At 72.1% G+C, this 24,976-nt stretch carries 19 protein-coding genes; 8 read left to right on the top strand and 11 right to left on the bottom strand.

The genetic code is table 11. The annotated features are described in order from the left end of the window. Nucleotides 1-24 precede the first annotated feature (24 nt). A complete protein-coding gene (gene nrdR, locus QRY02_RS01375) occupies nucleotides 25-519 on the bottom strand; it encodes a transcriptional regulator NrdR (RefSeq protein ID WP_285989669.1) in 495 nt (164 codons plus the stop codon). 465 nt (nucleotides 520-984) lie between these two features. After that, nucleotides 985-1,455, bottom strand: coding sequence for a LysM peptidoglycan-binding domain-containing protein (locus QRY02_RS01370; RefSeq protein ID WP_285989668.1), 471 nt, complete (start codon nucleotides 1,453-1,455; stop codon nucleotides 985-987). Nucleotides 1,456-1,815: 360 nt separating this feature from the next. On the opposite strand from QRY02_RS01370, the gene lexA reads away from it, so the two are divergent. After that, nucleotides 1,816-2,475 (top strand): transcriptional repressor LexA, encoded by a 660-nt coding sequence (gene lexA, locus QRY02_RS01365; protein WP_285989667.1) that lies wholly within the window; start codon nucleotides 1,816-1,818, stop codon nucleotides 2,473-2,475. A 76-nt stretch (nucleotides 2,476-2,551) separates the two neighbouring features. Here the strand turns inward: lexA and QRY02_RS01360 are convergent, their stop codons facing one another. The 3 genes from QRY02_RS01360 to QRY02_RS01350 all read right to left on the bottom strand — a co-directional run bounded on the left by QRY02_RS01360 (nucleotide 2,552) and on the right by QRY02_RS01350 (nucleotide 5,632). Next, entirely contained in the window at nucleotides 2,552-3,565 is a 1,014-nt protein-coding gene (locus QRY02_RS01360) for an esterase-like activity of phytase family protein (RefSeq protein WP_285989666.1), read from the bottom strand. A gap of 72 nt (nucleotides 3,566-3,637) precedes the next feature. Beyond that, nucleotides 3,638-5,086 (bottom strand): GTPase HflX, encoded by a 1,449-nt coding sequence (hflX, locus tag QRY02_RS01355; protein ID WP_285989665.1) that lies wholly within the window; start codon nucleotides 5,084-5,086, stop codon nucleotides 3,638-3,640. A gap of 42 nt (nucleotides 5,087-5,128) precedes the next feature. Continuing rightward, complete coding sequence (locus tag QRY02_RS01350) at nucleotides 5,129-5,632, bottom strand: ArsR/SmtB family transcription factor (RefSeq protein WP_285989664.1); 504 nt, start codon at nucleotides 5,630-5,632, stop codon at nucleotides 5,129-5,131. Nucleotides 5,633-5,695: 63 nt separating this feature from the next. Here QRY02_RS01350 and QRY02_RS01345 point away from each other — a divergent pair, with 63 nt between their 5' ends. Together QRY02_RS01345 and valS are read left to right on the top strand one after the other, a co-directional pair. After that, on the top strand, nucleotides 5,696-6,949 hold the full coding sequence (locus tag QRY02_RS01345) for an MFS transporter (protein WP_285989663.1): 1,254 nt from the start codon (nucleotides 5,696-5,698) through the stop codon (nucleotides 6,947-6,949). Nucleotides 6,950-6,958: 9 nt separating this feature from the next. After that, nucleotides 6,959-9,472, top strand: coding sequence for a valine--tRNA ligase (gene valS, locus QRY02_RS01340; RefSeq protein ID WP_285989662.1), 2,514 nt, complete (start codon nucleotides 6,959-6,961; stop codon nucleotides 9,470-9,472). 16 nt (nucleotides 9,473-9,488) lie between these two features. Here the strand turns inward: valS and dapF are convergent, their stop codons facing one another. After that, nucleotides 9,489-10,316, bottom strand: coding sequence for a diaminopimelate epimerase (gene dapF / locus QRY02_RS01335; RefSeq protein ID WP_285989661.1), 828 nt, complete (start codon nucleotides 10,314-10,316; stop codon nucleotides 9,489-9,491). Between the two features lie 10 nt (nucleotides 10,317-10,326). Beyond that, nucleotides 10,327-11,238, bottom strand: coding sequence for a tRNA (adenosine(37)-N6)-dimethylallyltransferase MiaA (gene miaA, locus QRY02_RS01330; protein ID WP_285989660.1), 912 nt, complete (start codon nucleotides 11,236-11,238; stop codon nucleotides 10,327-10,329). Nucleotides 11,239-11,456: 218 nt separating this feature from the next. Between miaA and QRY02_RS01325 the strand changes: the two genes are divergently transcribed. Together QRY02_RS01325 and QRY02_RS01320 are read left to right on the top strand one after the other, a co-directional pair. Beyond that, on the top strand, nucleotides 11,457-12,770 hold the full coding sequence (locus QRY02_RS01325; protein ID WP_285989659.1) for a DUF349 domain-containing protein: 1,314 nt from the start codon (nucleotides 11,457-11,459) through the stop codon (nucleotides 12,768-12,770). A gap of 937 nt (nucleotides 12,771-13,707) precedes the next feature. Beyond that, entirely contained in the window at nucleotides 13,708-14,154 is a 447-nt protein-coding gene (locus QRY02_RS01320; protein WP_285989658.1) for a hypothetical protein, read from the top strand. A gap of 19 nt (nucleotides 14,155-14,173) precedes the next feature. On the opposite strand, the gene QRY02_RS01315 is transcribed toward QRY02_RS01320, so the two are convergent. Both QRY02_RS01315 and miaB read right to left on the bottom strand, forming a co-directional pair. Beyond that, nucleotides 14,174-14,647, bottom strand: a complete 474-nt coding sequence (locus QRY02_RS01315; protein WP_285989657.1) for an Rv2732c family membrane protein — start codon at nucleotides 14,645-14,647, stop codon at nucleotides 14,174-14,176. After that, nucleotides 14,644-16,137, bottom strand: coding sequence for a tRNA (N6-isopentenyl adenosine(37)-C2)-methylthiotransferase MiaB (gene miaB / locus QRY02_RS01310; protein WP_285989656.1), 1,494 nt, complete (start codon nucleotides 16,135-16,137; stop codon nucleotides 14,644-14,646). The genes QRY02_RS01315 and miaB overlap by 4 nt, the downstream gene beginning before the upstream one ends. Before the next feature lie 155 nt (nucleotides 16,138-16,292). Between miaB and QRY02_RS01305 the strand changes: the two genes are divergently transcribed. Genes QRY02_RS01305 through fxsT form a run of 3 tightly spaced genes read left to right on the top strand, consistent with a single transcriptional unit; the run spans nucleotide 16,293 to nucleotide 22,982 of the window. Further along, entirely contained in the window at nucleotides 16,293-17,774 is a 1,482-nt protein-coding gene (locus tag QRY02_RS01305) for a VMAP-C domain-containing protein (RefSeq protein WP_285989655.1), read from the top strand. Then, a complete protein-coding gene (locus QRY02_RS01300; protein WP_285989654.1) occupies nucleotides 17,771-18,787 on the top strand; it encodes an AAA family ATPase in 1,017 nt (338 codons plus the stop codon). The genes QRY02_RS01305 and QRY02_RS01300 overlap by 4 nt, the downstream gene beginning before the upstream one ends. Nucleotides 18,788-18,791: 4 nt before the next feature. Beyond that, on the top strand, nucleotides 18,792-22,982 hold the full coding sequence (gene fxsT, locus QRY02_RS01295) for an FxSxx-COOH system tetratricopeptide repeat protein (RefSeq protein WP_285989653.1): 4,191 nt from the start codon (nucleotides 18,792-18,794) through the stop codon (nucleotides 22,980-22,982). Here fxsT and QRY02_RS01290 read toward each other — a convergent pair. Both QRY02_RS01290 and QRY02_RS01285 read right to left on the bottom strand, forming a co-directional pair. Beyond that, on the bottom strand, nucleotides 22,979-24,766 hold the full coding sequence (locus QRY02_RS01290; RefSeq protein WP_285989652.1) for an HEXXH motif domain-containing protein: 1,788 nt from the start codon (nucleotides 24,764-24,766) through the stop codon (nucleotides 22,979-22,981). The genes fxsT and QRY02_RS01290 overlap by 4 nt on opposite strands. A gap of 26 nt (nucleotides 24,767-24,792) precedes the next feature. Then, complete coding sequence (locus QRY02_RS01285; protein ID WP_285989651.1) at nucleotides 24,793-24,969, bottom strand: hypothetical protein; 177 nt, start codon at nucleotides 24,967-24,969, stop codon at nucleotides 24,793-24,795. Between the last annotated feature and the right edge of the window lie 7 nt (nucleotides 24,970-24,976).

Here is a 24,976-nt window from a genome sequence, read left to right as displayed (position 1 = left end):
AACCCTCTCCCGCAGCGGGACGGCTCAGTCGCCGTCGTCGCGCTGATCGCTGTCCTCCTGGGCAGCAGAACCCGCCATGGCCTCACGGAGGTCGGCGATCTCCTTCTCGAAGTCTTCGACCGAGGAGAAGGAACGGTAGACACTGGCGAACCGGAGGTAGGCGACCCCGTCGAGCTCACGCAGCGGGCCCAGGATGGCCAGGCCGACCTCGTGACTCGGGATCTCCGCCAGCCCGGCGGAGCGGATCGACTCCTCCACGCGCTGCGCGAGCTGCTGCAGCGCGTCGTCGTCGACCGGCCTGCCCTGGCAGGCGCGGCGGACGCCGCTCACCACCTTGTCCCGGCTGAACTGTTCGGTGACGCCGGACCGCTTGACGACGGCGAGCACCATCGTCTCCGACGTCGTGAACCGGCGTCCGCACGACGCGCACGAGCGCCGCCGTCGGATCGCCTGGCCTTCATCCACCTCTCGCGAGTCGACGACCCGGGAGTCCGCATGCCGGCAGAACGGGCACCTCATCCGCCGATCACCTTCCCCTCATCGCCGGCCGCCCGCGATCGACGTCCTCGCGGCCACCACGCATCCAGCGCGCCTGGTGATCGTTTTGTGGACATCCGGTGGGTAAACGCCGACCAGCTGTGGACAACTACTGTCCAGTCTACCCCAACCTGTGGACCAACTACAGCGGTGTAACTACTACATATAGCGGGCGAGCGTAGAACTCGGCGGGGGTGGACGCAAGCGACACGGCCGGGTTCCACCTCGGCCGGGTGAGGTCTGGCCGGGCGGCACGCGAAGGCCGGACCGTGCTTCGTCCGGAACCGGACCGCCGCGGCACGGCAGCCGGGGCAGCGTCACCCTGGTGGAGCAGTGTCGAGCACCGCCGGGACCGGCGCGCGAGCGCGGCGGGACACCGCTTCCCGGGCGATCGGCGGTTTCACCGGAGCGGGTGATTCTCGCCGGGACGTCATCTGCGGGACGGCGTCAGGGCGCGGGGACGGCGTCGGCGACCGGGACCGTGAGCGGCAGCCCGGGCACCAGGACGGCCTCGTCCAGGCGGTTCAGCTGCTTGATCCGGGCGACCACCGCGCCGGGCTCGCTCTCCGGCGCGAATCGCGCGGCCAGCGACGCGAGCGTGTCGCCCGGCTCGACCGACACCGTCGCGGTCCGCTCCGGGACCGGGGAGTTCGCCGCGACGCCACCGCCGAAGAGCCCCAGCCCGGTGACCACCAGGCAGCTCGCGACGGCGAGGGCGGCGAGCCACGGCCAGCGCACCGGCATCCGCCGCGGCGCCGCACAGGGGGCGCCGGCCGGGCGGCGGCCCGCCACGACCCGCGCGCGCGTCGGCGGGCGGTGCACCTCGCCGCGGCGACCGCGTAGGACGCGCACGGGACGAAGGGGCGCCGGGACCGAGGTCGCCGGGCGAACGTGTCCGCGTTCGGCCAGAATGGACATCCGAACCTCCTCGAAACCCTGTGTCCGCCCGTTTCCCGGACCGGGAGCGGCCCGTGGATCAAGGTCGAACAGGCGTTCTATCGAACGCCCGTGCGAAGGTCTACCACCTGCCACCGACAAAATCGAGCGGACACGGCGTGTCGATCGAACAGATGTTTGAAATCGTCGTGCCCGGGGGCTAACGTCGGTGACCAGGGCATCTGCCGGGCAGATGCCGCCCGGCGAGGCTGCCCGCACCCCGCGGGCGGCGGCCGGCGCGCAGATACGTGCAGCGAACGTCTGGGAGGCGACGCAGTGGCGAAGGAGAACAAGGCGGGCAGGACCAGTGGGTCCCCCGGCGGCTCGGGCAAGGTGCACACCATGCCCGAGGTGTACGACGTGGACGAGACCCTCACCGTCCGCCAGCAGCAGGTGCTCGACGTGATCCGCTCGTGGGTGAGCCGGTTCGGCTACCCGCCGAGCGTCCGCGAAATCGGCGAGGCGGTCGGGCTGACCTCGACCTCGTCGGTCTCGCACCAGTTGCGCGCCCTGCAGCGCAAGGGCTACCTGCGCCGGGACGCGAACCGCCCGCGCGCGGTCGGCGTCCTCTCGGCGACCGACGACAACCCCATGGGCATCGAGATGGACCAGCAGCCGGTCATGCCGAAGGCGGCGTACGTGCCGCTGGTCGGCCGGATCGCCGCCGGTGGCCCGGTGCTGGCCGAGCAGTCCATCGAGGACGTCTTCCCGCTGCCGCGGGAGATCGTCGGCGAGGGCGAGCTGTTCCTGCTGAAGGTCACCGGCGACTCGATGATCGACGCGGCCATCACCGACGGCGACTGGGTCGTGGTCCGCCAGCAGCCGGACGCGGACAACGGCGAGATCGTCGCGGCGATGATCGACGGCGAAGCCACGGTCAAGACGTTCAAGCGCAAGGACGGCCACATCTGGCTGATGCCGCACAACGAGGCGTACGAGCCGATCCCCGGTGACGACGCCACGGTGCTCGGCAAGGTCGTGGCCGTGCTCCGACGGCTTTAAGAGGCCGATCCCGGGCTTTCGCACGGCCCGGGAGATTCACCGGATCGGATGATCTTCGGCCGTGGGGAGCCGAAGGTCAGCGGCGAGTTCGGCGGCGCAGCTTGCTGAAGCCGAACCAGCCCAGGCCGACCACCGCGACCGTGATCCCGGCGGCAGGCAGGATGGGAAGCCCGGACCCGTCCCCCGCCGAGCCGGCCGAAGCGCCGGTGCCGGTCGAGGTCGTTCCCTCCGCCGGTGCGCCGGACTGCGCGGCCATCGCCGCCGCGCCCCGCACCGTGCGGAGGGGCTGGCCCACGCCTTCGCTGCCGGAGATCAACGTCCCGTCGGGGTCGAACGCGATCGCCTCGCCCTGCTTCTCCCCCGGCAACGGGATCCGCACCGGATTGCGCTGGAGCGCCGCCAGGACGTCGCCGTCCGGCGCCGCGTACACGTACGCGTCCGTGTAGGTCCGCAGCGCGATGACGCTGCCGTCGGCCATCGAAGCGCCGCCTGTCACCAGGACCGAGCCGATCGAGCCCACCGGGCCGCCCTGCGTGTCCGTCGTGGCGATCTTCACGGTGCCGACCTTCTCCAGGTTGGTCGGGCCGGGGCTCGCCAGCGGCCCCGACGGCCGGTACACGCGGGCCTCGCCGAGGACGTCCTTGGTGATCAGGTACGGCGTGCCCGCCTTGTCCATGATCAGCGCTTCGGTGTCGTGCTGGCCGTCCGGGTAGGTGAGCCGGTGCAGCGTGAGCTTGCCCTGCGGGCTCATCTCCAGCAGGGCGACGGTCAGCCGGCCCTTCTGGTTGTCGCCGGTGTCGGACAGCCACAGCCGCCCGTCCGGCGTCCGGGCCAGGTCTTCGACGTCGAAGGGGTCGGTCTTGTCCGTGAGGACCTTCTGGACCTTGCAGTCCCGGCCCAGCACGAACACCTGGACCTTGCTGCCGCCGTCGTTGATCGCGTACAGCTGCGAGCCGTCGGAGACCAGGCCGGAGAGCTCGCCGATCCGGGAGTCCTTCATCGTGCACAACGGTTGCGGCGTTTCGGCCGCCGAAGCGGGCACCGACCCGCCGAACACGGCCAAGAAGACCAACGCGACAACCCAGCGCACCCAGCCACCTCCGAGGAAATCCCAGTGTGCGATCCCCTGTGGACCGCACACTGGAACCTACTCGGAGACGTGTCAGGCCGTCGTCGAGTTGGTCTCGAACTCGCGCAAAGCCGCCGCGAGGTCCGGGCGGACCCGCACCAGCAGGCGCGTGCCCTCCTCGACGTGCTCTTCTTCGAGGACTTCGCCGTCCGCGTGCGCCCGCGCGACCAGCTCGCCGCGCGAGTAGGGCACCAGGATGTCGACCGTGACCTCCGGCCGCGGCAGGCGCTCGGCGATCACCTCGACGAGCTCGGCGATGCCCGCCCCGGTCCGGGCCGAGACCTGCACCGATCCCGCCAGTGCGTGCCGCAGCCGGGCCAGGCTGACGTCGTCGGACGCGTCGACCTTGTTGATCACCAGCAGCTCCGGCGGGAGCGGCTCCTTGCGCTTGCGCGTGATCTCCCCGAGCACCTCGCGCACCGCGCTGACCTGCTCTTCGGGTGCCGGGTCGGACCCGTCCACCACGTGCACGAGCAGGTCCGCGTCGGCGGCCTCCTCCAGCGTCGAGCGGAACGCGTCCACCAGCTGGTGCGGCAGGTGCCGCACGAACCCGACGGTGTCGGTCAGCGTGTAGCCGCGGCCGTCCGGCGTCTGCGCGCGCCGCGTGGTCGGGTCGAGGGTGGCGAACAGCGCGTCCTCCACCAGCACCCCGGCCCCGGTCAGCGCGTTGAGCAGGCTCGACTTGCCGGCGTTGGTGTAGCCGACGATCGCCACGCTGGGCACCTCGTTGGCCAGCCGCCGCCCGCGCTTGGTTTCGCGGATGGTGTCCATGGCCACGATCTCCCGGCGCAGCTTCGCCACGCGCTTGTTGATCCGCCGCCGGTCCGTCTCGAGCTTGGTCTCACCGGGACCGCGCAGGCCCACGCCGCCGTTCGCGCCACCGGCGCGGCCACCGGCCTGCCGGGACAGCGACGCACCCCAGCCGCGCAGCCGCGGGATGAGGTACTGCAGCTGGGCCAGCTCGACCTGCGCCTTGCCCTCCTTGGACCGGGCGTGCTGGGCGAAGATGTCGAGGATCAGGGCGGTCCGGTCGATCACCTTGACCTTGACCTTCTCCTCGAGCTGCCGCAGCTGGCCCGGCGAGAGCTCGCCGTCGCAGATCACGGTGTCGGCGCCGGTGGAACCGACGATGTCCCGCAGCTCCCGCACCTTGCCCGAGCCGATGTAGGTGGCCGGGTCCGGCTTGGTCCGCCGCTGGATGAGGCCTTCGAGGACCTCCGAGCCCGCCGTCTCGGCCAGGCGCGCCAGCTCGGCCAGCGACGCCTCGGACTGCAGGGCCGTGCCCTCGGTCCACACGCCGACCAGCACGACGCGCTCGAGCCGCAGTTGCCGGTACTCGACCTCGGTGACGTCGTCCAGCTCCGTGGACAGTCCCCGGACCCGGCGGAGCGACGCCCGGTCCTCGAGCTCCATTTCGCCTGTGGACGGGTCGCCGTCGTACAGGTCGTCGTCGTGGTCTTCGGTGTGTGTCAGTTCTGTCATCGTGCCTCCATGTTCCCACGATTCGCCGCGGGAACCGAACTTTTACGTGCTGGGATAGGTGGCGAGGTAGACCGCGGTGCGCTCGGCGCCGGGACGGCGTGGGCGCGCGCGGAACTCCTCGAGCAGGGCGTTGAGCCGCGTTTCCAGCTCCGCCCGCTCCTCGGGGGCCACCTGGACGACCAGGCGCGCCTGGTGCACGCCCTCGAATCCGGTCTCGGCGATCTCGGCCAGATAAGCCTCGAGAACCGCCTGTTCCACGCCCTTGTCACCGCATGAGTCGAGTGTCCACGAAAGCCCCGTCGAAAGATACGGAATTTCCTTGGCGCCCCGGGTCCCGCGGCGCGGTGGCTGCGCGGCGAGAAAGCCGGTCTCGACGAGTTTGCGCACGTGGTGCAGCGTGGTCGCGGGATCCCGGCCCAGCCGCTGCGCCAGCTCCTTGTTCGTCAGCGCCTCCGAAAAGGTCAACCGGATGATGCGCAGCCGTATTCCGGAGGCCAGTGCGGCGGCCTCGGCCTCGGTCGCGGCACGTCGTTTCGCGGGGAGCACGGCGCCCAGCTTAGAGCGAACAGTGATTGACACTTTCCAATCACTCGCGCCAGACTCGAGGTCATGTCCAGGGGGTCACTGTTCTTCCACGCCGACTTCAGGCGGCTGTGGGCCGGCGACACGGCCAGCCAGTTCGGCACCGCCGTCGGGTACACCGCCGTCCCGCTGCTCGCGGCGGTGACGCTGGCCGCGACGCCGTTCGAGATGGGCCTGCTGACCGCGGCCCAGACGCTCGCGTTCCTGCTGATCGGGCTGCCCGCGGGCGTGTGGGTGGACCGCATGCGCCGCCGCCGGGTCATGCTCACCGCCGACTTCGTGCGCTTCGCCCTCCTGCTGAGCGTGCCGCTCGCCTGGTGGGCCGGCGTGCTGACGCTCGCCCAGCTGATCGTCGTCGTGCTGTTCGTCGGCGTGGCGACGGTCTTCTTCGACATCGCCTACCAGTCGTACCTGCCTTCGCTCGTCGGGCGGGAGCACCTCCTGGAGGGCAACGCGAAGCTGCAGGCGGTCCAATCGGTCGCCCAGGTCGCCGGGCCGAGCGGCGCGGGCGTGCTGGTCCAGCTGATCAGCGCGGCCAGCACGGTGCTCGTCACCGCCTTCGGCTACCTGACGTCGGCGCTGTGCCTGCTGCGGATCCGCGCGGCCGAGCCGGCGCCGGAACCCACCGGGCACCTGCGCCTGGGGCAGCAGATCGCGGAAGGGCTGCGGTTCGTCTTCTCCGACAAGCCGTTGCGCTCGAGCGTGGCGTGCACGGCGACGGCGAACCTCTTCGGCGGCGCGTTCGTGGCGGTCCAGGTGCTGTTCTTCACGCGCACCGTCGGGCTGTCCCCCGCGCTCGTCGGGGTGATGCTCGCCGTCGGCGGCGCGGGCGGCGTCCTCGGTGCGGTCTTCTCCGGCGCGCTGACCCGCCGGATCGGGCACGCCCGCACGATCTGGCTGGTCCCGCTGCTGTCCTGGCCCGCACACCTGCTGCTCCCCTGGACCGGCGCGGACTGGCGGCTCGTGCTCGCCGCGTTCGGCGAGATCGTCTACGGGTTCGGGGTGATCGTCTACAACGTCGCGCAGGTTTCCTATCGTCAAGCGATCTGCCCCGACCGGCTGCTGGGCCGGATGAACGCGAGCGTCCGGTTCCTCGTCTGGGGCACGCTGCCGCTCGGCGGCCTGCTGGGCGGCGTGCTCGGCGAAGGTCTCGGGCTGCGCGGGGCGATCTGGGTCGCGACCGCCGGGGAGGCAGCCGCCGCGCTGTGGGTCGTGTGCTCACCGCTGCGGCACATGCGCGACCTGCCGACCGAAGCGAAAACCGGTTCCGGGGCCGCCTAGAGTTGCTTCATGAGTACTCCATACGAACGCCCGCGAGTCCCGGACAAGGTCGGTGTCGACGGTCTGGAGGCCAAGTGGGTACCCGTATGGGAGTCCACCGGCGCCTACCGCTTCGACCGCACGAAGAACCGGGACGAGGTCTACTCGATCGACACTCCCCCGCCGACGGTCAGCGGGGCGCTGCACATCGGGCACGTCTTCTCCTTCACCCAGACCGACGTGCTGGCGCGGTTCAAGCGGATGCGCGGGTTCGAGGTGTTCTACCCGATGGGCTGGGACGACAACGGCTTGCCGACCGAACGCCGGGTGCAGAACCACTTCGGCGTCCGCTGCGAGCCGTCGCTGCCCTACGACCCGGATTTCCGCCCGCCGGCGAAGCCGGGCAAGGACGTCGTCGCGGTGTCGCGCCGGAACTTCGTCGAGCTGTGCGAAGAGCTGACCGAGACCGACGAGAAGGTCTTCGAGCAGCTGTGGCGGCAGCTGGGGCTCTCGGTCGACTGGACGATGACCTACCAGACGATCGGGCACGAGTCCCGGCTGATCTCGCAGCGCGCGTTCCTGCGCAACCTCGAGCGCGGCGAGGCCTACCAGGCCGAAGCGCCGACCCTGTGGGACGTGTCGTTCCGGACCGCCGTCGCCCAGGCCGAGCTGGAGGACCGCGAACGCCGGGGCGCCTTCCACGACCTCGCGTTCACCGGGCCGGACGGCGCGGACGTCGTGATCGCGACGACCCGGCCGGAGCTGCTGCCCGCCTGCGTCGCGCTGGTGGCGCACCCCGATGACGAACGGTTCAAGCCGCTCTTCGGGAAAACCGTGCGGACGCCGGTGTTCGGCGTCGAAGTGCCGGTCGTGGCGCACCACCTCGCGGACCCGGAGAAGGGCCGCGGCATCGCGATGGTGTGCACCTTCGGCGACACGACCGACGTCACGTGGTGGCGCGAGCTGCGGCTGGCGACGCGGGTGGTACTGGGCCGCGACGGCCGGTTCCTGCCCGACGCGCCTTCCGGGGTGCCGGCGGCGGCGTACGCGCCGCTCGTCGGCAAGACCGTCCACACGGGACGCGAGATCATGGTGCGCCTGCTGCGCGAAGCCGGTGCCCTGCACGGGGAACCGCGGCCGATCACGCACGCGGTGAAGTTCTACGAAAAGGGCGACAAGCCCCTGGAAATCGTCGCCAGCCGGCAGTGGTACCTGCGCAACGGCGGGACCGACGCCGCCTTCCGGGAGAAGATGCTCGCCCGCGGCGAAGAGCTGAACTGGGTGCCGAAGCACATGCGCGTCCGGTACTCGTCGTGGGTGGAGAACCTGGCCGGCGACTGGCTGATCAGCCGGCAGCGGTTCTTCGGCGTGCCGATCCCGCTGTGGTACCGGCTCGACGCCCAGGGCGAACCCGACTACGCCGGGCGCCTGCTGCCGGACACCCTGCCGGTCGACCCGAGCAGCGACGTCCCGCCGGGGTTCACCGAGGAGCAGCGCGGGGTGCCGGGCGGATTCGCCGCCGACCCCGACGTGATGGACACCTGGGCGACGTCGTCGCTGACGCCCCAGATCGTCGGCCGGTGGAGCGTCGACGACGACCTGTTCGCGCGCGTGTTCCCGATGGACCTGCGGCCGCAGGCGCACGAGATCATCCGCACCTGGTTGTTCTCGACCGCGGTGCGGGCGGAGCTGGAGCACGGCGTGCTGCCGTGGCGGGCGGCGTCGATCGCGGGCTGGGTGCTCGACCCCGACCGCAAGAAGATGTCGAAGTCCATCGGCAACGTGATCACCCCGGTGGACCTGCTGGAGCGCTTCGGCTCGGACGCGGTCCGCTACTGGGCGGCGAGCGCGCGCCCGGGCGTCGACACGGCGGTGGACGAGGGCCAGATGAAGGTCGGGCGGCGGCTGGCGACGAAGCTGCTCAACGCGAGCCGGTTCGTGCTGGGTCTCGGCGTGCCGATGCCCGGCGCGGTCGCCACCGAGCCGCTCGACCGGGCGCTGCTGGCGTCGCTGGCCGTCGTCACCGAGCAGGCCACGGCGGCGTTGGAAGCACTGGACTACGCCCGGGCGCTGCAGGTGACCGAGACGTTCTTCTGGACGTTCTGCGACGACTACGTCGAGCTGGTGAAGGGCCGCGCGTACGGGGACCGCGGTCCCGACGCGGCCCAGTCCGCGCAGGCCGCGCTCGTGACGGCACTCTCGGCCCTGCTGCGGCTGTTCGCGCCGTTCCTGCCGTTCGCGACCGAGGAGGTCTGGTCGTGGTGGCGGGCGGGGTCGGTGCACCGGGCCGGGTGGCCTTCGGTGGCGGAGTCCGACGGTGACCCGGAGCTGCTTTCGCTGGCCGGCGCGGTGATCGCGGCGGTCCGCCGCGCGAAGACCGACGCGAAGGTGTCGATGCGGTCCGCCGTCGGGACGCTCACCGTGACCGGACCGGCCGAGGTCCTGGCGCGGTTCGCGGCCATCGAGCCGGACATCCGCACCGCCGGCGCGATCGCGTCATCGGAGACGCGCGAAGGCGGCTTCGCGGTCGAAGCGAAGATCTGACACCGGTGGGTCGCCGTCAGGAACCGGCGGCGGCCCACCAGGCTTCGTCGAGTTCGCCGCGCGCCACGATTTCGGCGGGCCCGGTCAGCGTCGACGCGCCGCGGGACACCGTCACCTCGACGCGGCCACCCGGCACGTCCACAGTGGACGCGCCGGTGTCCGTGCCCGCCAGGTGGAACGCGGCCGCCACCGCGGCGACCGTGCCCGTGCCGCACGCCCGCGTCTCGCCGACGCCGCGCTCGTGCACGCGCATCCGCAGCGCACCGTCGCCGAGGCAGTTGATGAACTCGAGGTTCACGCCGTCCGGGAACACGTCGTGGTCGAAGTCGGGCTGGTCGCGCAGGTCGAGGCCGGCCACGTCGTCGTCGAGCAGCGACACCAGGTGCGGGTTGCCGACGTTCACCGCGACGCCGGAGAACGGGCGGCCCGCCACCACCGTGACCGACGTCCCGGTGATCGTCGCCGGTCCCATTTGGACGGTCACCGGGCGGTCCGGGTGGACCACCACCGGGCGGTCGCCCGCGCGGGTGCCGACGACGAACTCGCCCTCGGCGGCCAGGCCCGACTCGACCAGGTAGCGGGCGAACACGCGCACGCCGTTGCCGCACATCTCCGCGATCGACCCGTCGGCGTTGCGGTAGTCCATGAACCACTCGCCCGCGGACGGCTCGCCGAGCTCGGCGGCGCGGACGACGCGCAGCACACCGTCGGCGCCGAGACCGCGGTGGCGGTCGCACAGCGCGGCGACCCGAGCTTCGGTCAGCTCGAGGCGGCCCGCCGGGTCGGGGAGCAGCACGAAGTCGTTCTGCGTGCCGTGCCCCTTGAGGAACTCGATTCCGCCCATGGGGTCAAGATTACCGGCCCAGGGTATCCAGGACGCGCGCGGCCAGCCCGGGATCGGCGCCGTCGAACCAGTGGATCCGCTGGTCGCGCCGGAACCAGGACCGTTGCTTGCGGACGAAGCGCCGGGTCGCCTGCGCCGTCGCCGCGGCGGCCGCCTCGAAGTCGCCTTCGCCGTCCAGTTCGGCGAGCACCTGTTGGTAGCCGAGCGCCCGCGACGCCGTCTTCCCCTCGCGCAGGCCCCGCTTCTCGAGCTCGCGCACTTCGTCGACCAGCCCGGCCTCGAACATCCGCCCGACGCGCTCGTTCACCCGCTCGTCGAGCTCCTCGGGCGCCCGGTCGACACCGACGACGACCGTGCCGTAGCGGGCGGGCCCCGGCTTCGGCAGGTTCGCCGAGAACGGTTCGCCGGTGATCTCGATGACCTCGAGGGCGCGCACGATCCGGCGCGTGTTGGTCGGCAGGATCTTGGCGGCGGCCACCGGATCGCGCTCACCCAGCCGGGTGTACAACGCGGGGGTGCCGAGCTGCTCGGCTTCCGCGTCGAGCCGGGCCCGGACGGCCGGGTCGGTGCCGGGAAAACGCAGGTCGTCGAGCACGGCCTGGACGTAGAGGCCGGACCCGCCGGCCAGCACCGGGACCCGGCCGCCGGCCAGCAGCCGTTCGATCTCGGCCCGCGCGTGCCGCTGGTAGGCCGCGACGGACGCCGTTTCGGTCACGTCCAGGACGTCGAGCAGGTGGTGGGGGACGCCGCGGCGCTCGGCCTCGGTGGCCTTGGCGGTGCCGATGTCCATGCCCCGGTAGAGCTGCATCGCGTCGGCGTTGACGACTTCGCCGCCGAGGGCGCGGGCCAGGTCCACGGCCAGCGCGGTCTTGCCGGTGGCCGTCGGCCCGACCACCGCGACCGGTACGGCGGGGCTGTTCACGGCGGCTGACGATACCTGCGGGCCGACACGGAGCGTCCACCGGAAGTAGGATCACGAGCTTCGAGTGGCCCATCCAGTACCACGGTGCGCGCTGAGCTGCTTGAATGCCGCGTGGGGCCGTAGCATCCGAGCACGGCCCGTGACGACCGCATTACCCGGCCCCGCCCGAACGGCGGGGCGCCCGCGCGAGCGGGCGTACAGGCGATAAGGAGCCTGCGATGGCCCAGGAGAACACTTCCACCGGTACCCCGGCCCCGCACCCGGTGCCGCACGCGCTGCACGCCGGGCACGCCGCCCCGCCCGTGCCGCCCGCCGAACCCACCCCGTCGACCTGGGGCCGGATCGACGACGAGGGCACCGTCTACGTCGTCACCGCCGAGGGCGAGCGCGCCGTCGGCGTCTGGCAGGCAGGCAGCCCCGACGAGGGCCTGGTGCACTACGCGCGCCGCTTCGACGACGTGCGCACCGAGGTCGAGCTGCTGGAGACCCGGCTGATCTCCGGGGCAGGCGACCCGAAGCACGCGCTGTCGAGCGCCACCCAGATCCGGGACGGGCTGCCCGAGGCCGCCCTCGTCGGCGACCTGGCCGCGCTCGCCGCCCGGCTGGAGTACGTCATCGGGCACGCCGAGAAGGCGTTGGCCAGCGCGAAGGCGGAGCGCGAGGAAGCCCGCGCCGCGGCGATCGCCCGCAAGCAGGAGCTGGCCGAGGAGGCCGAGAAGATCGCGGCCGAATCCACCCAGTGGAAGGCGGCGGGCGACCGGCTGCGCACGATCCTGGACGAGTGGAAGACGGTCAAGGGCGTCGACCGCAAGACCGACGACGAGCTGTGGAAGCGGTTCTCGAAGGCCCGCGAGGCGTTCAACCGCCGCCGCGGGTCGCACTTCGCCGAGCTGGACAAGCAGCGCGCGTCGGCCAAGCAGCGCAAGGAAGAGCTGATCGCGGAAGCCGAGGCCATCAGCGAGTCCGAGGACTGGGGCGAGACGGCGGGTCGCTACAAGGACCTGATGACCGAGTGGAAGGCGGCCGGCCGGGCGCCGAAGGACAGCGACGAAGCGCTGTGGCAGCGCTTCCGCGCGGCGCAGGACAAGTTCTTCGCCCGCCGCTCGGCGGTGTTCACCGAGCGCGACGCGGAGTTCACCCAGAACGCGGCGCGCAAGGAAGAGCTCCTGATCGAGGCCGAGAAGATCGACGCGGCGGCCAACCTGGAGGCGGCGAAGAGCGCGTTGCGGCGCATCCAGGAGCAGTGGGACGAGATCGGCAAGGTCCCCCGCGAGCGCATCCGCGAGCTGGACGGCCGGTTGAAAGCGGTCCAGGACGCGGTCAAGTCGGCGGAGGACTCCCGCTGGCGGAAGACGGACCCGGAGGCCCAGGCCCGAGCGGCCCAGTTCCGCGAGCGAGTGGAGCAGTACGAGACCCAGGCGGCGAAGGCCCGGGCGGCCGGCGACGAGCGGCGCGCCAAGAAGGCGGACGAGCAGGCAGCCCAGTGGCGCGAGTGGCTGCAGGCCGCGGAGGCGGCTGTCGCGGACCGGTGAGGTTGGTGGGCGGCTGAGGCTGGTTTTCGCTGAGGCTGGTTTTCGCTGAGGTTCGCGGACCGGCGAAGTTAGCCAGCCGTTGGGTCCGCGGGCCGCTGAGGTCCGTGGACCAGCGAGGTTCGGCCGCCGCGGAGGCGGCGGTCCTGAGTCGCTGAGGTTCGCGGTCAGCTGAGGTCGGTTTCGCGGAGGCCCTTCTTGCCAGCTGTTGTGGCTGGTGAGGAGGGCCTTTGTGGTTTGCTCACAGGGTCGTCGTGATGTGGAGAAGGCGGCCGCTCGGGTGCGTTTCCGGGCGGTTCTGACGGTGGCCGCCGATACGCTGGAAGCGGGGGCAGCCCCCAGGGAGGGCGGGCCGTGCCGCCGGGTCGGGCCAAGCCGGGCTGGACCAAGCCGGACCGGGTCGGGCCAGGCCGGACCGGACCGGACCGGACCAAGCTAGGCCGCGCCGGACCAGGGCAAGCCGGACCAGGCCGGGCCAATCCAAGCCGGGCCGGCCGAGCCAGAGCTGGCCCGGCCGGGGCGGCCGAGCCAGACCAAGCCAAGCCGTGCTGACCGAGTCAAGCCAGGCCAGGCCAAGCCGGGTCGAGCCGCCCCCGGTCAGGCCACGCCAAGCCGGACCAAACCAGGCCAGACCGTGCCGGGCCGAGCCAGGCCGGCCCGCACCGGGTCCGGTCGAGCCGGGCCAGAGCGCGCCGAGCCGGGCCGGGCCAAGCTCGGCCGCGCCAAGCCCGGCCGCGCCAAGCCGCCCCGAACCAAGCCCGGCCGCGCCAAGCCGCCCCGAACCAAGCCGAACCAAGCCGGGCCGAGCCGGGCCAAGCCCGGCCGCCGAGACCTCCGGATGCCACCCTCGCGCAAGCGGACCCACCCGAAGGGGTTCGGTCACCGCCCCGACCGGGGGTTACCGCGCGCTTTCCGCCGCTCCCGGTGCTGCACTTCGATCATGACCAGGACATCCCACAGCACTCGCCGGATCCTCGCCGCGCTGGTGATCAGCGTCGCCGTCGGCGGGCTTGCCCCCGCGCTCGCCGCCCCCGCCGGGGCCGCTTCGCTCTCCTCCGGTGTCGAAGCCGGCAAGGGGAAGGTGAAGGTCGATGGGAAGCTCGGCAAGGACCACGTCAAGGTCAACGAGAAGGTCGATCTCAAGGGCAACCTGCAGGTGCTCGACGCGGCCCGCTCCGAACAGACCGTCGAAACCGTCATCGTGCAGCAGCTGCAGGCCGGCGCTTGGGTGAACCTCGCCGACACCACCTGCCGGCCCAATGGCGGCTTCTCCTTCAGCCTCAGCTTCAGCCTGAGCGCCACCGTCTCGCTGCGGCTCTACCACCCCGAGACAGCCCTCTACGCCGCCGCTTACTCGGCGAGCACCCTCACCCTGCGCGTCGGCTGATCCCGGTCCCCGCCGGTTCTCAAGAACGTGAGAACGCCGTGCGCATCCACTGGACCGCGAGGCAGACCATCGCGATCCAGGCGATCACCATGCCGAGACCCGGGCCGCCGCCCGCGGAGCCAGGGGCGTGGGATGACTGCTGGGACCAGATCGCCAGCAGCCCGTCCACCGAGGCGAACCAGCCGCCCGCCGCGCAGACCCAGGCCAGCCACCAGCGCCGCGTCACCAGGGCCAGTGCCGAGGCCAGGATGCCCACACCCGTCGACGTCGCCGCGAACAGCTGGGGGATGCCGCCGCCCTCGCCGGCCAGGACCTGCCAGCCCGCGTGGTCGCCCACCCACGGCAGGATCAGGCAGATCAGCAGCACGAACGTGAACACCGCGATGGTGAACCCGCGGCGGCCCAGCTCCACCGTGCGGGACGCGCGCTCGCCCGCTTCGTCGATCTCGGCCGCCAGCTCGGCCAGCTCGCCGTTGCCACGGGACTCGGTCACAGCGCACACCCACTCACCGGTTCGGGCTGGGCGGCCGGGGCACCGAAGCCCGGCAGGCCCAGCGTGACGCCGCTCGTCTTCGGCCGCAGCCCGGCCTCCGCGTTGTCGCCGGCGCGCGTGCGGCGGTGGGACAGCAGGTCGCCGTCGGCCACCAGGTGGTGCGGGGCGGCGTAGGTGACGACCGTCTCGACGACGTCGCCGGGGCGGACCGCGCGGTCGACGTGGGCGCCGGCCGGCGTGAAGTGCACCAGGCGCCCGTCGCGGGCGCGGCCGCTCATCCGGTGCGTCTCGGCGTCCTTGCGGCCCTCGCCCGCGGCGACGAGCAGCTCGACGCGGCGGCCGACGATCTTCTTGTTCTCGTCCCAGGAAATCGCGTTCTGCAACTCGACCAGGCGGTCGTAGCGCTCCTGCACGACCTCCTTCGGCAGCTGGCCGTCCATCGTCGCGGCCGGCGTGCCCGGGCGCTTCGAGTACTGGAAGGTGAACGCGCTGGAGAAGCGGGCCCGCGCCACGACGTCCAGGGTCGCCTGGAAGTCCTCCTCGGTCTCGCCCGGGAAGCCGACGATGATGTCGGTGGTGATCGCCGCGTCCGGCATGGCCGCGCGGACCTCGTCGAGGATGTTCAGGAAGCGCGCCGAGCGGTAGGACCGCTTCATCTCGCGCAGCACCCGGTCGGACCCGGACTGCAGCGGCATGTGCAGCTGGTGGCAGACGTTCGGGGTCGCGGCCATGGCGTCGATGACGTCGGAGGTGAAGGCGGCCGGGTGCGGCGAGGTGAAGCGCACGCGCTCGAGGCCGTCGACGGTGCCGCACGCGCGCAGCAGCTTGCCGAACGCCAGCCGGTCGCCGAATTCGACGCCGTAGGAGTTGACGTTCTGGCCGAGCAGGGTGACCTCGAGCACGCCCTCGGCGACGAGCGCCTCGACCTCGGCGAGGATCTCGCCGGGCCGCCGGTCGCGTTCCTTGCCGCGCAGGGCGGGCACGATGCAGAAGGTGCAGGTGTTGTTGCAGCCGACCGAAACGGACACCCAGCTCGCGTAGGACGATTCGCGGCGCGCGGGCAGCGTCGAGGGGAAGGTCTCGAGAGATTCGAGGATCTCGACCTGGGCCTCGGCGTTGTGCCGGGCCCGCTCGAGCAGCGTGGGCAGCGCTCCGATGTTGTGGGTGCCGAACACGACGTCGACCCAGGGCGCCCGCTTGACGATCTCCCCGCGGTCCTTCTGCGCGAGACACCCGCCGACGGCGATCTGCAGGCCGGGGTTCGCGACCTTGTCGGGGCGCAGGTGCCCGAGGGTGCCGTACAGCTTGTTGTCCGCGTTCTCCCGGACGGCGCAGGTGTTGAACACGATCAGGTCCGGCTTGGCCCCGGCGGTGGCCGGAACGTAGCCGGCGTCCTCGAGCTGCCCGGCGAGGCGCTCGGAGTCGTGCACGTTCATCTGGCAGCCGAAGGTGCGGATCTGGTACGCCCTGGGTGCCTGGTTCTCGGTCATCGTGGTTCAGGGTAACCCTCGCTCGGCCAGGCAAAGCCGCCGCCTGTTCCGGCCCGTCGATAGGCCGTCCGGTTGAGATAGCACTTCAACGGTTGTCCGCCCGGCCCGGACTGGGATATCCCCCATTGAGGTCCGCCGAGGCGAGGGGAGGCGCGGTGACGTCGTGGGTCGGCTCGGAATATTACTCGTCCCTCGGTTTCCTGGTCGACTGCCTCGAGCAGGTGCCGTCGCTGCGTGACCCCGGGGCCCGGCGGCTCTGCCTGGAACTGCTGACCGACCAGCTGGGCGTCACGCTGGTCGTCGAGGACCTCGCGACGCCGAGGACGCACCTGATCGGCATCGTGCAGGCGTGCCGCCGGCAACACCCGCGCGGGCTGTCGGCCCTGGTCGAGGTGCTCGAGCAGATGGAACCGAACTCCCTGCCGGTGCAGCGCGCGCGAGCGGCCGTCGACGACATGATCACCATCGACGTCGTCGCCGAGCCCGACCGCCGCGAGCTGCTGACCCTGCTGGGCGGCAGCACCGGTGACCGGCTGGCCGAGTTCGTCCGCGCCGCCGCCGGTCCCGCGGTCGAGCCGGTGCCGCCGCAGCACCGGCCGTCCGACGCGATCGCCACCCTCGAGCGGATGAACGCGCGCCCGGACGGGCTGCCGCCGCTGCTCGTGTTCGTCGAATACCTGGCCGACTACTTCGGCGATCACCGCAGCGAGCAGTTGCGCCGGTGGAACGACCGGCAGGCCGCACGGACCGGGCTGACCGCCCCGCTGGCGGCGCTGCGCCGGGGCCCGGCCGGCGAACCGGCCCTACCCCGCGACGTCGAGGCCTGTCTGGTGATCCGGCTCGAGCCCGACCTGCTCGAGCCCGGGAGCTACACCGCCGTGCACTGGCGGCAGTGCGACCCGGACGGCTGGCGGCCCCGCCGGGGCGAGGGGTTCACCGGCGACCTCGACGCCGTCCGCGGGCACGTCGCCGACCTCGTCGCCGAGGCCGAGGCCGGCTGGGCCACCGGCGCCTCGACCATCCGGATCGAGTTCCTGCTGCCGTACGCCCTGCTCAACCTGCCGGTGGACCAGTGGGACCTCGAGGCGGGCAGCGCGCTCCCCCGGCCGGTCGGGCTGCACTACCAGGTCGTCGTCCGCAGCCTCGACCGCGCGCGGTCGCCACGCTGGCACCGGGAGTGGCGACGGCGCTGGGAACTGCTCAAGCAGGTCCCGCACGGGGTCACGAAGCCGGAGGACCACTGGCTCTGGAGCGAGGGCGGCAAACCGAAGCAGCTGACCGCGCTCGACGCGACGCTGGCCGTGCGCAAGGAAGTCGTGTCACTGGTGCTGCGGTCGGTGCCCGAAGGCCCCGAGCCCGGCGAGGTGATGGTCGGGGTCCGCACCGGCGTCCCGGTGATGATCTGGCAACGCACCGAGTCCGCGCGCCCGGCGTTCGAGGCCGAGGTCAAGGCGATGCAGGACGGGCTGCCGGAACTGGCCGAGGGCCTGCGGGTGCTGCGCAGCCGGGCGAAACAGGGGTCGCGCCCGGATTCGCACGTGGGCAGCCGGGTCTCGTTGCTGTGGGACGACCCGGACCGGCCCGTCGAGCCGCAGGATCCGCCCGCGGACCCCAACGAGGAGGTGGCCGCCCGATGAGCGGTGCCGAGAACCCGGCGTGGTGGGTGTACCACGGTCACGGCCTGCCGCCCGCGGGCGAACCGCCCGCGTGGCCCGAGCCGCCCGCGTGGCGCACGTTCGACGGCGGGCCGGCACTGGCGCCACCCGCCGCGGACGACGCCGAGTTCGTCCGCCGGCTCGGAGCTCCGTCGGCGGCTTCGGCGGCCGAGGCCGCGCCGGACGAGATCATGCGGGTGAACGCGGCCCTGCACCTGCGCCGGCCGTTGCTGGTCACCGGCAAGCCCGGCACCGGGAAGTCCACGCTGGCCTACAAGATCGCGCGAGAGCTGGGACTCGGGCCGGTGTTGCGCTGGCCGATCAGCAGCCGCACGGTCTCGCAGGACGGGCTGTGGGAGTACGACGCGATCGGGCGGGTGCAGGCCGCGGCCACCCAGGCGGGGCCCGACATCGGCGGTTTCCTGCGGCTCGGGCCGCTGGGCACAGCGCTGCTGCCCTACGACCGGCCGCGTGTGCTCCTGATCGACGAACTGGATAAATCGGACATCGATCTGCCGAACGACCTGCTCTCCGTCTTCGAGGACGGCGATTACGAAATCCAGCCGCTGACCCGGGTCGCGGCCACCCAGCCGGAGGTCACCGTCTTCACGCACGACCGGGGCGGCCGGGCCGTGGTGCGCGAGGGGCACGTCCGGTGCCGGGCGTTCCCGGTGGTGATCGTGACCAGCAACGGCGAGCGCGAGTTCCCGCCCGCCTTCCTCCGCCGCTGCCTCCGCCTGCGGATGCCGCCGCCGAACCTGGACCAGCTCGTCGGCATGGTCGCCGCCCATTTCCGCGACCGGCCCGTCCCGCTGCGCGCACAGGACCTGATCCGCGAATTCCTCGGCACCAGCGAACGGTCCGGCGGGCTGGCGAACGACCAGCTGCTGAACGCACTGCACCTGGCCACGTCCGGGGCCTACGAACGGGATCCTTCCTGGGAACTGTTGCGCGACGCCCTCTGGGAACGATTGAGCACGGGGGGATCGGACTGAACGGATGACCGACGTGGTCGCACGCTTGCGCACCGAGGACCTCAACGCCGGCGAAATCGCCGACGCGTTGTGGCTGGCAGGCCTGGCTGCCGCCGCCGCACGAGCACGCCCGCCCGCGCCACCGGTCCCCGAGCCACCGCGCACGCCACCGGCACCGAAGCCACCCCCACCCGGGCCGCCGGACCCGCCGCCGCCCGCTCCGGCCACGGACACCGGCGAAGAACCGCCACCGCCGGTGGTACCGAAACCGCCGCCGGTGCCGCGCGGGCGCCCGGTCCGGCCGGCACTCCGGTTCGTCGCGGTACCCGGCGTGCGCGAGCGGCCCAGCTGTCCCGAGCTGCCACCGGGCCTCGAAAAGGCGTTGCGCCCGTTCGACAAGTACGTGCGCTCGATGCGCGACAAAGAGCTCGACGAGGAAAGCACCGCGGTCGCGGCGGCCGAATCGGGACTGTGGGTCCCGCTGCAGCGGCCGCGTCGCGAGCACCCGTTCGAGATCGTCCTCGTCGTCGACGGCAGCGCCTCGATGCGGATCTGGGGCCGGACCGCGACGGCCGTCCGGCTGATGCTGGAACGGCAGGGCGTGTTCCGCGACGTCCGCGTGGTCCGCGTGGACACCGACCGGGAGAACGGGCTGCGGCTGGAAACCGCGCCGGGCGCGGTTCACCCGCCCGGCGTGCTGACCGACCCGACCGGACGGCGCGTGGTGCTCGTGCTCACCGACGGCGTCGGCCGCGCGTGGCGGAGCGGCGCGATGTTCGAACTGCTCACGGCGTGGGCGCGGACGTGCCGGGTGGCGGTGGCCCACCTACTGCCCACCGAGCGCTGGGACTGGACCGGGATCCGGGTCGAGCCTCGCACACTGCCGCGGGTGGCTCCCGGAATCGCCGGCCCCGTCCCGGTGCTGGCCCTCGAGCACCGTTACCTCGGCCGGTGGGCCGCACTGATCGGCGGTGCGGCCGGCATCCGGCTGCCGGTGCTGCTGCCACCGTCCGAAGAGGACACCGGGGAGCCTGCGGCGGAGGACGTCGTCCCCGCCGAGGAGCGGGTCCGGCGGTTCCAGGCGACCGCGACTCCGAACGCGATGCGCCTGGCCGTCCTGCTCGCGGCGGTTCCGTTGACACTGCACATGATCGAGGCGGTGCGAGGGACTTTCATGCCGACCGCGCCCCGCTGGCACCTGGCCGAGGTGCAGTTGGGCCGGTTGCTGCGCAGTGTGCCGGCGCCGCGCGGCAAGCCGTCCCGCCAGGTCGTGGAATGGGACTTCCGGCCCGGCCTGCGCCGGGTGCTGCTGGCGATGTCCACCCGCGACGAGACGGCGGAGGCGTTGCGGCTCACCGAGGACGTCCTCGGCCCGGAAGTGCCGGCGCTGGCGGAACTCCGCCGACTATTGAAATCACCCGAACGAGTCAACTTTCCGGGCGAAGTCCCTCCCGGCAGCGTGCGCTTCTTCAGCGCATTGCGGGATGCTTTGAGCGCATTGTCAGGTCCTTACACGCGATTGGCAGATCGGTTGGCCATGGCCATGGACGAGGATGGGAAGACCGGCGGCGGCACCGGAGCCGCCGCAACCGCCGCCCCCGGGGTGACCCAGGCCGCGGGTGAACCGATAAAGTCCGCCGCGTCAACGCTGCCACCATCCCGGGGGATACCTTCAGTGACCACGACTAGTCCGGAGCTGGGCACTGAAGTCCGGCGCTCCACGGGACAGCCCGCCGTGTGGGGCGGAGTCCCGCTGCGCAACGTCAACTTCATCGGCCGCCGGGAATTGCTGAAGTCCCTGCACGAAGAGCTTTCCCGGTCGACGACGACCGCGGTGCTCCCCGGCGCTCTGCACGGAATGGGTGGGATCGGCAAGTCACAGATCGCGGTCGAATTCGTCTACCGGCACGCCGAGGACTACGACCTGATCTGGTGGATCCCGTCGGAGAACCCCTCGGAGATCCAGGCGTCGCTGGTGAAACTGGCCAAGCGGCTCGAGCTGCCGGTCGAGCAGTCCGTCGACACGGCCGTGCCCGCGGTGCTGGAGGCGCTGCGCACCGGCCACCAGTTCCGGCGCTGGCTGCTGGTGTTCGACAACGCCGACCGGCCGGAGCAGGTGCGGGACTTCTGGCCGCGGGGCGGTGAAGGGCACATCCTGGTGACCTCGAGGAACCCGCAGTGGTCCGAAGTCGCGCAGGCGGTCGAGGTCGAGGTCTTCCGGCGTGAGGAAAGCCGCGAACTGTTGCAGCGGCGCAACGTCGACCTCGTCGACACCGAGGCCGACCGGCTGGCCGACGTGCTGGGCGATCTCCCGCTCGCGGTCGAGCAGGCGGCGGCGTGGCGGGCCGAGACCGGCATGGCGACCGACGAGTACCTGCGGCTGTTCGACGAGAAGCGGACCGAATTGCTGGAATCCCGCCCGCCGGCCGATTACGAGGTCGCGGTCGAAGCCGCGTGGAACGTGTCGCTGGACCGGCTGCGGGTGGAGAACCCGGGCGCGCTGGAACTGCTGGAAGTCTGCGCTTTCTTTTCCCCGGAGCCGATTTCGCGGGCGCTGTTCAGCGGGGTGCGCAACATCCCGGTGTCCGAGGCGCTCGAACGCACCCTGGCCGACCCGATCCGGCTGGGTCGCGCGATCCGGGAAATCACGCGGTACAGCCTGGCCAAGATCGACCACCGCAGCGACACGCTGCAGCTGCACCGGCTGGTTCAGGTGGTGCTGCGGAACAAGCTCAGCCCGGACGACCAGGTCCGGGTCCGGCACACCGCGCACCTGCTGCTGGCCAACCGCGACCCGAAGAAACCCGACTCGGTCGAGTACTGGCCCCGCTACGCCGAGCTGCTGCCGCACATCCGGGCCGTCGACGCGGTCAACTGCACCGACGAATGGGTGCGGCGGATGGCGATCAACGCGGTGATCTACCTGTTCGCGTTCGGCGACCCGGCCGGCGCGCTGGAGATGGCCCGCGACTTCGCCCGGTTCTGGGGTGAGAAGCTGGGCGAAGACCACCAGGACACCCTGGTCGTCTCGCGCTGGTGGGGCCGGACACTGCGGGCGCTCGGGCGCTTCGAGGAGGGGCGGGAAGTCGCGCAGCGGACGCTCGACCGGATGCGCGCGACCCTCGGCGAAACCCACGAGGAAACCCTGCTCACCATGCACGGGGTCGCCTCGGGGCTGCGCGCGGCCGGCGAGTTCGCCCAGGCCAAGGAGATGAACGAGTTCGCCTACCGCAGTGCGGTGGCGAGGTTCGGCGAGGACGACCCGGACACCCTGGCCGCGGCCAACAACTACGCGCTGAGCCTGCGGCTGGTCGGCGACTTCACCGCGGCCCGCGACCTGGACGAACGGACCTGGAAACGCAAGCGGATCGTGCTGGGTGAGGATCATCGGCACACCCTGCTGACCCTGGACAACTGGTCGGTGGACCTGCGGGAGACCGGTGACTACCTGGGCGCCCGGCGCGAGCAGGACGACACGGTGCGCCGGATGCGGGAACAGCTGGGGGACCGCCACCCGATGACCCTCGCGGCGATCAAGAACCTGGCGGTCGCCTGGCGCAAAGCGGGTCAGCACGACGACAAGCAGGCGCTGACCTTGGCCTTGGAGGCCACCGACGGGTTCGTCTCGCGCTACGGCGAGGCGCATCCGGACGCGATGTCGGCGGCGCTGGAGCTGTCGATCGATCATCGCCAGGACGGCAACCTCAAGGAGGCGCGCCGGCTCGGTGAACACGTCAAGGACCTCTACGAGGCGACCTGGGGTGCCCGGCACCCGTTCAGCATGGTCGCCGCCACCAACCTCGCGGTGACGCTGCGCCAGCTCAACGCGGTGGCGGAGGCCCGGGCGCTCAACGAACAGGCTCTCGCGGGGATGCGGGAGACACTGGGCGCGGACCACCCGTTCACACTGGTCTGCGCGACGAACTACGCCAGCGACCTGGCGGCCTCCGGTGAGCACGAGAAGGCGTACGCCCTCGACCAGGAGACGCTCGAACGGTCCGTTCGCGTGCTGGGCGAGGATCACCCGTCCTCGCTGGCCCTCGTCGTCAACCAGACGCTGGACCTGCGCGGGCTGAACCGGGGCGACGAAGCCGACTCGTTGCAGCTCAACGTCGTCCAGCGGCTGAGCCGGGTGCTCGGTCCGCGGCACCCCGCGACGAAGGACGCCCAGCTCAACCACCGCGCGAACTGCGACATCGACACGATGCAGATCTAGCTTTCCCTGGCGAGCCATCGGGCCAGCCGCACCGGGTCGGTCACCGTCCCGGTGCGGAGCCGGATTTCGCGGTGCACGGCGAACACCAGTTCCGGAAGGCCGAGCAGCGTCGCGTCACCGGCGGTCAACGCGAGTCCGGCCCACGCGCCGGGGGCCTCCGGCCGGATCAACACCTCCTGCCGGTAAAGCGCGGCCGCGGCGCCGAGGTCGCCGTCGACCAAGGCGAGATCGGCCTCGGTGGTGCCCGGGATCTCGGCCGTCGCGAGCTCCGGTTCGCAGCGGTAGAGATCGAACAGCTCGGGCTCGGTGAGCCAGATGCGGGCCAGCGGCAGCCGCGGCCGGGGCGACGCGCCGGGGGTCGGCGTCAGCAACGGAGCGGGCGGGGTGGTCACGGGTTTGCGGCGGTGGCGCAGCCAGGCCTCGGCGAGCTCACCGGTGACCGCGGCGGGCGGGGTCAGGTGCCGCAGCCGCCAGGAGAGCCGATGGTCGAGATTGGCGCGGCGCGCGGCGGCGAGGACGTCGGCGGGCACCGGGTCCCCGGCCCACGTGCGGAGCCGGTCCCCGGCCGCGATCAGGAACCGCCGGCCCAGCGCGGACGGCGTGACCTCGGCGAGCAGGGTCGCCACCGCGTGCGCGGTCTGTTCGCGGCGGTAGGCGAACTCGAACTGGGCGGCACGGGCCGCGAGACCGGTCTCCGCGCCGAGGTGTTCGCGGTAGAACGCCGTCACGCCGAGGAAGGAGAAAACACCGTGCAGCAGTCCGGTCGGCGGCCGCGGATCGTCCCGCCACGGCGCGTAGAGGCGGGGCGTTTCGTTGTCCCCCAACGGGTCGAGGAGATCCACCAGCGTGAGCAGGATGCCCAGCTTGCTGTGCTGGAACTCGTGGACCAGCGTCGCGGCGAACGTCGTTGCGTCCGGGGGCCGGGACAGCACCACTGACCCGAACGCGTCGTTGTGCGAGGCGCTCGAGGGCGTGTGCGGGTCCACCGGATCCCGCGGCACCAGCGTGGTCAGGCCGGCGGCGAGTTCCGCGGCGGTCGCGCTGTGGTGGCGCGCCAGCAAGTCCCACGTCGCGCTCAGCGCCTCGGCCCAGCGGGCGGTCTCGGCGGCCGGAAGCCGGCGCGGTGCGAGGGGAGCGCCGAACTCGCGGGACGGGTCGAGGTCGTCGAGCCACAGCCGGAAGTTCCCCGCGTGCAAGGTGCGAAGGGCTTGCCAGCCGGCGCCATCCGCAGCGCGGTCGGCGGGCAGCCGGACGCTGCCCGCCGGTCCGCGGACGAGCACGTGCCCGTGTTGGCCGTGCACGTGGGCGAAATCCCATTCCCGGCGCCCCTGGACGTCGGCCCGGCCGAGCGTCGGCAGCATCACCGCGCCGCGCCAGACCGGCACGCGGGACCGGAAGTGCAGCCCGGCGCGGATCGCCGCCGCGGTGGCCAGCAGGTGCAGGCCGCCCAGATCGGCCCACAGCGGCGGGTCGCCGGGGTCGTCACTCCCCAACCGGCGCAGCAGGTTCGCGGCCCACAGGCCCGTCTGCGGATGGTCGAGGACGACGTCCGCGGCGGCGGCGTCCCGCTGTTGCGCCGCAGCGAGCAGCGTCCACGCCTCGGCCGGCGGCGGCAACGGCGCGGAAGCGACGCTCTCGGCCGTCGCCCGGTCGAGCACGGCACGCAGGAGGATGAGATGCCGGCTTCGGTTGGCCAGCTTGAGCTGTTCGACGACGGCCGGGTCGCTCCGGCCTTCCGCCAGCGCGTCCAAGCTCGCCAGCGACACCCGATGGGTGTCCAGCATCAGGCCGCGGGTCTCCTATCCGCCGGTCACGGCACCCGCGGTGCCTGGTTGTCGAGCACACCCGTGCGGCTGCACGCGGTGCGCCCCGCGACCAGCCGGATCGACCGCAGCAGCACCGGATCGGCGCTGCTGCGCAATTCGGCCAGGGAAAGCCGGCTCAGGTCGACCATGCTTGTCGTCACTTCGCCCCGCGCTCGCCGCATTACGATC

The organism is Amycolatopsis sp. DG1A-15b, from assembly GCF_030285645.1.
Classification (GTDB): Bacteria; Actinomycetota; Actinomycetes; order Mycobacteriales; family Pseudonocardiaceae; genus Amycolatopsis.
This window is presented reverse-complemented; position numbering and strand designations above follow the sequence as displayed.